Annotated in this window: 9 protein-coding genes; 7 read left to right on the forward strand and 2 right to left on the reverse strand. The window is 65.8% G+C overall.

Features of this window, described 5'->3' with window-relative positions; all coding sequences use genetic code 11:
- Window positions 1-70: 70 nt before the first annotated feature.
- Window positions 71-1,024, reverse strand: a complete 954-nt coding sequence (locus KDB67_RS03880; RefSeq protein WP_291012632.1) for an alpha/beta hydrolase — start codon at window positions 1,022-1,024, stop codon at window positions 71-73.
- 196 nt (window positions 1,025-1,220) lie between these two features.
- On the reverse strand, window positions 1,221-2,477 hold the full coding sequence (locus tag KDB67_RS03885) for a thiolase family protein (RefSeq protein ID WP_291012634.1): 1,257 nt from the start codon (window positions 2,475-2,477) through the stop codon (window positions 1,221-1,223).
- Window positions 2,478-2,601: 124 nt separating this feature from the next.
- Here KDB67_RS03885 and KDB67_RS03890 point away from each other — a divergent pair, with 124 nt between their 5' ends.
- From KDB67_RS03890 to KDB67_RS03920, 7 genes are all read left to right on the forward strand, one after another.
- Window positions 2,602-3,810: a CoA transferase gene (locus KDB67_RS03890; protein WP_291012635.1), complete on the forward strand. Its 1,209-nt coding sequence runs from the start codon at window positions 2,602-2,604 to the stop codon at window positions 3,808-3,810.
- Window positions 3,811-3,915: 105 nt separating this feature from the next.
- The gene (locus tag KDB67_RS03895; RefSeq protein ID WP_291012639.1) at window positions 3,916-4,629 is read left to right on the forward strand and encodes an IclR family transcriptional regulator; all 714 of its coding nucleotides are present in this window, start codon (window positions 3,916-3,918) and stop codon (window positions 4,627-4,629) included.
- Window positions 4,630-4,901: 272 nt separating this feature from the next.
- Window positions 4,902-6,278: an LLM class flavin-dependent oxidoreductase gene (locus KDB67_RS03900; RefSeq protein ID WP_291012642.1), complete on the forward strand. Its 1,377-nt coding sequence runs from the start codon at window positions 4,902-4,904 to the stop codon at window positions 6,276-6,278.
- Window positions 6,275-6,562, forward strand: a complete 288-nt coding sequence (locus KDB67_RS03905) for a YciI family protein (protein WP_291012644.1) — start codon at window positions 6,275-6,277, stop codon at window positions 6,560-6,562. Before KDB67_RS03900 ends, KDB67_RS03905 begins: the two co-directional genes overlap by 4 nt.
- Window positions 6,559-7,620 carry a hypothetical protein gene (locus tag KDB67_RS03910; protein ID WP_291012646.1) on the forward strand — a complete coding sequence of 354 codons (1,062 nt, stop codon included), beginning with the start codon at window positions 6,559-6,561 and terminating at the stop codon, window positions 7,618-7,620. Before KDB67_RS03905 ends, KDB67_RS03910 begins: the two co-directional genes overlap by 4 nt.
- Entirely contained in the window at window positions 7,617-8,186 is a 570-nt protein-coding gene (locus tag KDB67_RS03915) for a carboxymuconolactone decarboxylase family protein (RefSeq protein ID WP_291012648.1), read from the forward strand. The genes KDB67_RS03910 and KDB67_RS03915 overlap by 4 nt, the downstream gene beginning before the upstream one ends.
- A gap of 11 nt (window positions 8,187-8,197) precedes the next feature.
- The coding region (locus KDB67_RS03920) for a flavin reductase family protein (RefSeq protein ID WP_291012650.1) at window positions 8,198-8,613 on the forward strand (416 nt) is incomplete at its 3' end.

Raw genomic sequence — 8,613 nt, forward strand, 5'->3', positions numbered from 1 at the left:
GAAGGTCAGCCACGTCAGTGTCGACATCGATACCTGCATATGTACTCCTCGTCCGACCTGCGGGTGGTGGCTACTTCCCCTGCTTATACGGCTCGAAGAACGGCAGTGCCATCCGCAGCAGATCCTCAGGACGCTCATCCATCATGAAATGTCCACAGCCGTCGATGATTTCGTTGGTGGCCCGGCCGTCGCTGATGATATTCCAGTCCTTGAACGTGAGGCCGTTGCACGCCGCGCCGCCTTCGATGACGTGAATCGGCATCGCCAGTTTGGTGTCGCGTGTCTTCTCGCTGTACTCGATCACCGAGGAGATGGCCCGGTAATAGGCGAAGGTGCCGCGCAGGGCGTGCGGGCTCTGCTTCACCAGATCGATGTAGTGGTTGACCGCGTAGTCGGGCAGGACGTCCGGGCCCGAGGACTTCGACGCGAACTGGTGCCGGAAGTAGATCTCTTCGCGTCCCTCAACCATGCGTTCGTTGATCTCGCCGGCCCGGTTGAATCCGAAATGCCACATGAAGTCGTTGAGTTCCTGCGATCCGAGCAGCGGGAACGACTCGTTGACACCGGGGATGACCGCTTCGGTGATCAGCATCCGCACGATCCGCTCCGGAGCCTGCGTCGCCATGCCGTAGGCAACCCATACGCCCAGGTCGTGGGCGAAGACGGCGAATGTCTCGTGGCCGAGTTCGGTCATCAGCGCCAGCATGTCCTGACCCGTGGTGATCTGGTCGTAGCCGGTGTCCGGCTTGTCGGACAGTCCGAATCCACGGATATCGGGTGCGATCACGGTGAAGTGCTCCGCCAGCGCCGGCATCAGCGCACGCCAGGCGTACCAGGTCTGCGGCCAGCCCGGGATGAGGATCAGTGCCGGTCCGCTGCCGCCGATGACGACGTGCAGCTGAATGCCGTTGGCGTCGACGAATCGGCTGGTGAAGGTGTCGGTGAAGCCTGCCGGGAGGTGGGGCACGCCGGTGACCGAACCCAGTCCGGAGGGGGAATCGATGCTGCTGATACGAGTGCTCATAGTGTCTCCGATGACTCGATATGGAGCGATGCCTGCCCCGGCTCAGATGCGGGGTCGGCTGGGGAAGTGACTTGCCTCCGACGTGGTCATGCACTTCGTCAGACCCGGAGGCTTGATCATCTGTTGATAATTGATATCTCTGAATGATAGTCCAGAACGGGCGATGTGACAATGGTTTTGGAGGACATAGAGGCAATCACGCCTTCTGTAGGACCGTGACGGCACAGGCCGCCTCTTCGAGGCCGAGAATCCCGCCACCGTTCTCGACGAGCCCGACCCGCGCGCCGTTGACCTGCCGCGCACCCGCCTCGCCGCGCAGCTGGACGGCGATCTCGGTGATCATCGACAGCCCGCTGGCGGCGACGGGATGGCCCTTAGAGAGCAGCCCCCCGGATGTGTTGACGGGGATGCGCCCACCAGGGCCCGTCTCCCCGGATTCGGCCAGGGGTCCACCTTGCCCCGGTTCGCAGAATCCGAGCATCTCGGTCTGGTAGATCTCACTGAAGGCGGTGGCGTCGTGCACCTCGGCGACGTCGACATCGGCGGGAGTGAGTCCGGCACGCCGGTAGGCGCGTTCGGCGGCGACGGCGCTGAGGCCGGGCTCGCCGGGGCCGCGATAGGTTCCGGAGGTCAGCGTCGTTGCGGCGACGCGAACAACCCTGCGCCGGACCGGCGGCGGCATCCGCGCCACGAACTCGGAAGACGCCACCAGCACGGCCGCCGCCCCATCGCCGACCGGAGCGCACATCGACCGGGTCAGCGGGGGCGTGACCGGGCGGTCGGCGAGAACCTGCTCGACGGTCATCGGGAACCGGTACTGCGCACGGGGATTGTTCACCGCGTAGTTGTGATTCTTGGCCGCCACAGTCGCGAGCTGCTCGGGGGTCGTTCCCCAGCGGTGCATATGGTGCAGCGCCTGTGCGGCGTAGGTGTCCATGAAGACGGTGCGACCGGGACCCGGGCAGAACCGCTGCCCGATGCCGGCGAGCAGATCGGTGTAGATCGCCGTGGTGCGCCCGGGATCGAGTGAGTTCTCCGCGCCGCGATACATCTCGAAGACCGTCGACGCCGGGGCGTCGGGTCGGACGATCTTCTCCACACCGATTGCCAGAGTCAGCTCATGGTCGCCGGAGCGCACCCCGGATACCGCCCCTTGGAACGCCATCGACCCTGTCGCGCAGGCACCTTCGACATTGGTGATCGCCACGCGGGTGGGCAGGATCCCGGCTTCGATCGCCGGCATCAGGCAGAACTGTCCCCGGCTGCTGCGCTGGCCCCAGTGGTCCATCATCATGTTGCCGAACCACACGCCTTCCACCTCCCGCCCGATCTCGGTGCCACCGGCGTCGTCGAGGACGCCGCGCAGTGCCGCGGTGGCGAGCTCGGTGAAGCCGGTGTCGGGATACTTGCCAAAGGGTAGGGAGAAGGCGCCGAGGACGTACGCGTCGGGCATGGGGAATCCAATCGTTCGGTCCGTGTCGGCCACGCGCTGTCGCTTGACCGCACGCGCGCGGCCTAACTATTGTCAGATGGTAGTAGATATCAGTCAATGATTGTAGGTCGTAATGTCTGGACCCTTGAGCGGAATCCGTGTCATCGAGCTCGGGCACGCGCTCGCCGCCCCGTTCGCCTGCGCCCTCCTGGCCGATTTCGGCGCCGACGTCATCAAGATCGAACATCCTGCCCACGGCGACAGCCTCCGCGACATGGGCCCGATGCTCGACGAATCGAGCGCCTGGTGGTCGGTCACCGGCCGCGGAAAGCGTTCTGTCTGTGTCGATTTCAAGAAGGCCGAAGGTCTGCACATCGTCAAGGGGCTGATACGGCAGGCTGACATCGTCGTCGAGAACTTCCGACCGGGCGTTCTCGACCGCGCGGGGCTGGGCTGGGCCGCGCTGCATGAACAGTTTCCCGCGCTGATCATGCTGAGCATCTCCGGCTACGGTCGCGGCGGCCCGTACAGCGACCGCCCCGGATTCGGGAAGATCGCCGAGGCGATGAGCGGCGCGACCCACCTCACCGGAGACCCCGCGGCACCGCCCGTGCACCCCGGCTACTCCCTCGGCGACGCCACCACCGGCATCTTCGGGGCGTTCGGTGTGCTGCTGGCCCTGCGGCACCGCGACGCGACGGGGGAGGGTCAGCTCATCGACCTGGCACTGTACGAGTCTCTGCTGCGGATGGTGGAGTGGCAGGTCCCGCTGCATGCGGTCCTCGGGCAGACACCCGTCCGCAACGGTGCGGTGTTCCCGTTCGAGGACGCGTTCTTGACCGATGTCTGCGCCACCGCCGACGGTGAGAGCGTCGTCGTGTCGGCCGCCACCACCAAGGCGAAGGATTCGGTGCGTCAGATGCTGGTGGCCGAGGGACTGCTCGGTGACGAATCTGTCTCGGACGAATCTGTCTCGGACGAACCCGTCTCGGTGGACATGATGTCGCAGACGCTGCGCGGCTGGGTTCTGACCAGGACACGTGAGGAGGCCCTGAGTACATTGCTGGCCTACGACATCGTCGCGGGACCGGTCTACACCACCCGCGACATCGTGGCCGATCCCCACATGGCCGCGCGCGGCAACCTGGTCACGATGCCCAGCAACCACGGCGTCGACGTCCCGATGCCCGCGGTCGTGCCGTCGATGAGCGCCACCCCTGGCGAGGTCCGGTGGGTGGGCCCGGCGCTGGGGCAGCACACCGGGGAGGTGCTCACGGATGTTCTGCACCTCAGCGCGGCCGAGGTCGACGCGTTGACCGAGGCGGGCGTGGTGGGGCCGGTCGAAGGCCCGTAGCGTGCATCAGGCCCCTGATCTGCTACGTTGCCTTCGGGGTGATGGTCGGATCCGCTGGTCCGGCCGTCGTTCGACGATGTGGAGCGACGATGGAAGGGGACCCCGATGCAGGCAATCGACCGGATCTTGGCGATCCTCGACATCGTCGCCGCCGAAGGCGCTGTATCGCCCACCGATATCGCAGGCCAGATGGATCTGCCGTTCTCGACGGTCGCGCGGCTGGTCCGCGAGATGTCGTCGGCGGGACTGCTCGACCGGGAGGCCGGCGGCGCCCGTGACTATGTCCTGGGCTGGAAGATCTTCGACCTCGCAACGACGGGGCGCGGCGGTCAGGACCTTGCCGTCGTGGCCATCCCTGCCATGACGCGGCTGCGCGACGTCACCGGCGAGACCGTGTCGCTGCACATTCTGCGCGGACACCAGCGCGTGTGCATCGCCGAGGTGCAGAGCAAACGCGAGCTGCGCCGGGTGATCCCTCCGGGAACGATTCAGCGGCTCGTCGGGACCTCCGGTGGCGAGGTACTGCTCGCGGGCGCCGACGATGCGATGCGCGACAATTTGCTGGCGCCGCTGGACCTCTCCGGGCCGGAGCGCGCCGCGGTGATCAAGCGGATCAATGTCGTTGCGGCAGATGGCTATAGCGTTCTGCGCAATAAGGACCTGGGCGTATCCGCACTGTCGGTGCCTGTCCGCAGAGGCGACGGTGTGCTGGCGGCGCTCACGGCATCGGGGCCGGGCACGCGATTCGGGACGACGCAGGCGCGTGAATGCGTCGACGAAGCCATCGCGTGCGCGGAGCGCATCACCCGCACGCTGTAGACCCCCTCGGCTCCACCCTCCGCCGAAGTTCTTCACTTTCCACTCCCCGCCGCATCCCGGATGCCCTCGCGGGGCCTCCAGCGCCGTGTCCGGGACTTCCGGCCAGGACATATCCGCAGCTCAGAGCGCAACCCCTGTGCTCGGCCACAGGTTCATCGACTCCTGAGTCTTGACTCACGCCGAGAACGGTGATGTGATCTACATATCACTGAATGAATGTAGATATCACTGAATGATATTCGGTGAACTCCTGAGGGTGAAAGGCATCCGCCATGACGGGCAAAGAAATCCGGCTGAACGTACTCGAGCAGTGCAACCCCAGCTTCCAGGCGTTCGGCCTGTGGACCCATCCGCGAGACCGGTCCACCGACTACACGTCGATCGACTTCTGGGTCGACTACGCGCGTATCGCCGAGCGTGGACTCTTCGACAACTTCTTCATCGCCGACGTGTACGGCGTCCCCGATGTCTTCGCCGGCACCCCGGACGCTGCCCTGCGCAACGGATCCCAGGGCCCGAGCCTCGACCCCGTCGTGCTGATCTCCGCGATGGCCTATGCCACTGAGAGCCTCTGCTTCACTGTCACCGGCAACGCCACCTACGAGATGCCGTACAGCTTCGCCCGGCGGATGTCGACGCTCGACCACATGACCGGCGGACGCCTCGGCTGGAACGTCGTCACCGGCTACCTCAACAGTGGTGCGCGAGCGATGGGTCGTGACGGCCTCGGACCGCACGACGAGCGCTACGCTGTGGCCGACGAGTTTCTCGCCGGCGTCTACCGGCTCTGGGAGGAGTCCTGGGAGGACGGTGCAGTACTGCGCGACAAGGAGAACGGGCTCTACGTCGACCCGAGCAAGGTCCACGCCATCGACTTCCCCGGAAAGCACTACCGCTTCAACACTATTCATGCCACTGAGACCTCGCCGCAGCGCACACCGGTGATCTTCCAGGCGGGCGCCTCCGAGCGTGGCCGTCGCTTCGCCGCCCAGCATGCCGAGGGCATCTACATCAACGGCACCTCGCGGGCGGTGGTGGCCGATCAGATCGCGAACTTCCGCAAGCGGGTCGCCGACGCCGGCCGCGACCCGCAGTCGGTCAAGGTCTTCGCCGGCGTCACCGTCATCGTGGATGACACCACGGAGGCCGCGCACGAGCGGTATGCGGAGTACAAGAGGTACACCAGTGTGGAAGGGCTGATGGCGCTGATGTCCGGCGCGATGGGCATCGACCTGTCCCAGTACCCGCTCGACGAGCCGCTGGAGTTCCAGGAGAACGATGCCAATCGTACTGTCATGGAGAACATGACCAAGCACAACCGCTGGACCCTGCGGGAAGCGATGGAGGCAAAGGCGTTGTCGGGAACCAATATTCCGTTGGTCGGCAGCCCCGACGAGGTGGCCGAGGAACTCATCGGCTGGATCGACGACACCGACCTCGACGGCTTCAACATCGCCCGCACCGTCAATCACGAGACGCTGGAGAACTTCGTCGACCTCGTCATCCCGGCTCTGCAGGAGCGGGGCCGCTACAAGACCTCCTACTCGGAGGGAACCTTCCGGCAGAAGCTGTTCGGCTCGGGTTCCCGGATCGGCGTCGACCATCCGGCTCGCCGCGGCTGGTCCGCAGATAGTGTTGCGGCGCAATGATTGTCGTCATAGGCACCAATCGCAGGGCGTACGCACGCACCGACGGTGTCTTCGAGGCGCACCGGCAGCTCATGACCGAGCTCCTCGCCGACGGCACGCTGGTCTGCTCGGGTCCCCGCGACGGTGGCTCGGTGATCATCCTGAGGCTCGACGACGAACAGTCCGCGCGGGATCTGTTCGCGCGTGATCCGCTGGTCAGCGAGGGCTACGTCGAGCTGGAGATCCACCGCTTCACCGTCGGATTGGCCGATCCCGCAACCGGACTCGCGGAGCGTGTGCCATGAGCGACGTGCTGGCGGTCGCGACCACCCTCGGGCACCTCGACCTCTATGACGCCGCGACACTGGAATCGATCGGGCGGATCGACGGACTCATCGCGCAACCGCACGAGCTCGCGTGGGACCCGAACCGCAGGCTGCTCTACCTGACCCACACCTACCGCGCCGGCGGCTACGGTGAGGCGAAGGACGCCGGTCACGAGGTGAGCATCATCGACCCGGCTATCCCGGTGGTCATCGAGGTCATCGACACCAGACCGTATCTGGCACCGCACGACGTCGAGATCGATCCGGTGCTGGACCGGCTGTACGTGAGTATCGAGGACCGCGGTGGCCATAACGGCATCGCCGTCATCGATCTGACGACCCGGAAAGTGATCGGCAACATCGCGTTGCCCGAGGCCAACTGCCACTGGATGGCGATCACACCCGACGGGAAGCTCGCCGTCACGGCCCACAAGGAAGCGGGCTCGTTGACCGTCGTCGATCTCGGTGCGGGCGCGGTTGCCGGGTCGATACCGTGCCCGGGCGGCGCCGAAGAGGTCGATGTCTCACCTGATGGCAGGTTCGCTTATGCCGCAACACCGTTGATGGCCGTTGACGTCAATGTGAAGCAGGGGGCGTTCAACCGCAGGCCACCCGGCCCCGGCACGCCGCCCAGTCGGGTCCTCAAGATCGACCTGGCCACGCGTGCGGTGGTGGGCGAACTCGCGATCGATGAGGTGCTGTGCGCGCTGCGGGTGGCGCCCGACGGCGATGTCCTCGTCGGTGAGGTGTTCTTTCCCGATCCGGAAGACCCCGACGCCACACCGGTTCCCGGCAAAGTGCACCACGTCGACACGTCGACGATGACCATCCGCGCAAGCTATACGGCGGAGGACTTCCCCTTCACCATCCGGTGCTCACCCGACGCGTCGACGGCCTGTATCGCCAATCTCATGAGCGGCACGGTGACCGTCGTCGACCTGATCACCGACACCGTGACGGGCACGATCGCTCATCACGCGGGTGGTGGATTCGGCGGCACGCACGGCCTGGCGTGGATACCGGAGGGCGACCGATGACCTGGCCGGACCCCGTGAACAGGATTCCGCCGGCGGTCATCACCGACGAGGCGGGGCAGGCGCTGGCCAAAACACCGACGCTGCCCGACGGATCGCAACGGAACATCTTCACGACGCTGGCCTGGCATCCGTTGCTGCTCAAACGATTCAACGCATTCACCGGTACGTTCATGCGGTTCGGCACACTGTCGGCCCGCGACCGCGAGGTCGTCGTGCTGCGGGTGGCCGCGACGACTCGCTGCCGCTACGAACTGGGCCAGCATCTGCCCATCGCCGCGGCGGCAGGGGTGTCCGAGCCGACGGTGACAGCGCTGCTGCGAGTAGGCGACGACCGGTCCGGCCTGTCCGAGGGGGACGCCCTGCTCGTGGACACGACCGACGCGGTTCTCGCGACAGGGACCGTCGACGACGATCTGTGGAGCCGGCTCGCTCAGCGGTTCGACGAGCCACAGCTCATCGAACTGCTCGTCCTGATCGGCACGTATCGGATGGTCGCCGATCTGCTGAATGTGGCCGGCGTGCAACTGGAACCGGACATGAAAGCGGAGGTCTCCCAATGGATATGAGCACAGCGGATATGAGCACAGTGGAAACGAACGCACCGGAAACGAACGCACCGGAAATGAACCGGCGACCTGTTCCCGATCCCCGGCATTTCCGGAATGTGCTGGGCCACTACCCGACCGGTGTGGTGGTGGTGACCGGCCTGACGCGCGACGGCGTGCCGAGCGGGATGACCGTGGGGTCGTTCACGGCGCTGTCCCTGGACCCACCGCTGGTCGCGTTCATGGCCGCACGGACATCGGACTCGTGGGCGAGCCTGCAACCACTGGGCAGTTTCTGCATCAATGTCCTCGGAACCCACCAGGAACACGTCGGCCGCCTTGTCGCCGGACGTAAACAGAACAAGCTCGACGACGTCGACTGGCGGCCGGGAAGCGGAGGCGCCCCGATCATCGCCGGCTGCGTCGCCACCATCGAATGCGAGCTCGA

It is taken from the genome of Gordonia sp. (in: high G+C Gram-positive bacteria) (assembly GCF_020438995.1).
Taxonomy (GTDB): domain Bacteria; phylum Actinomycetota; class Actinomycetes; order Mycobacteriales; family Mycobacteriaceae; genus Gordonia.

Coding starts and splice junctions, on each gene's coding strand:
- KDB67_RS03910 (WP_291012646.1), top strand. CDS start 6,559: ATGAGCGACGTGCTGGCGGTCGCGACCACCCTCGGGCACCTCGACCTC.
- KDB67_RS03880 (WP_291012632.1), bottom strand. CDS start 1,024: ATGAGCACTCGTATCAGCAGCATCGATTCCCCCTCCGGACTGGGTTCG.
- KDB67_RS03900 (WP_291012642.1), top strand. CDS start 4,902: ATGACGGGCAAAGAAATCCGGCTGAACGTACTCGAGCAGTGCAACCCC.
- KDB67_RS03915 (WP_291012648.1), top strand. CDS start 7,617: ATGACCTGGCCGGACCCCGTGAACAGGATTCCGCCGGCGGTCATCACC.
- KDB67_RS03905 (WP_291012644.1), top strand. CDS start 6,275: ATGATTGTCGTCATAGGCACCAATCGCAGGGCGTACGCACGCACCGAC.
- KDB67_RS03895 (WP_291012639.1), top strand. CDS start 3,916: ATGCAGGCAATCGACCGGATCTTGGCGATCCTCGACATCGTCGCCGCC.
- KDB67_RS03885 (WP_291012634.1), bottom strand. CDS start 2,477: ATGCCCGACGCGTACGTCCTCGGCGCCTTCTCCCTACCCTTTGGCAAG.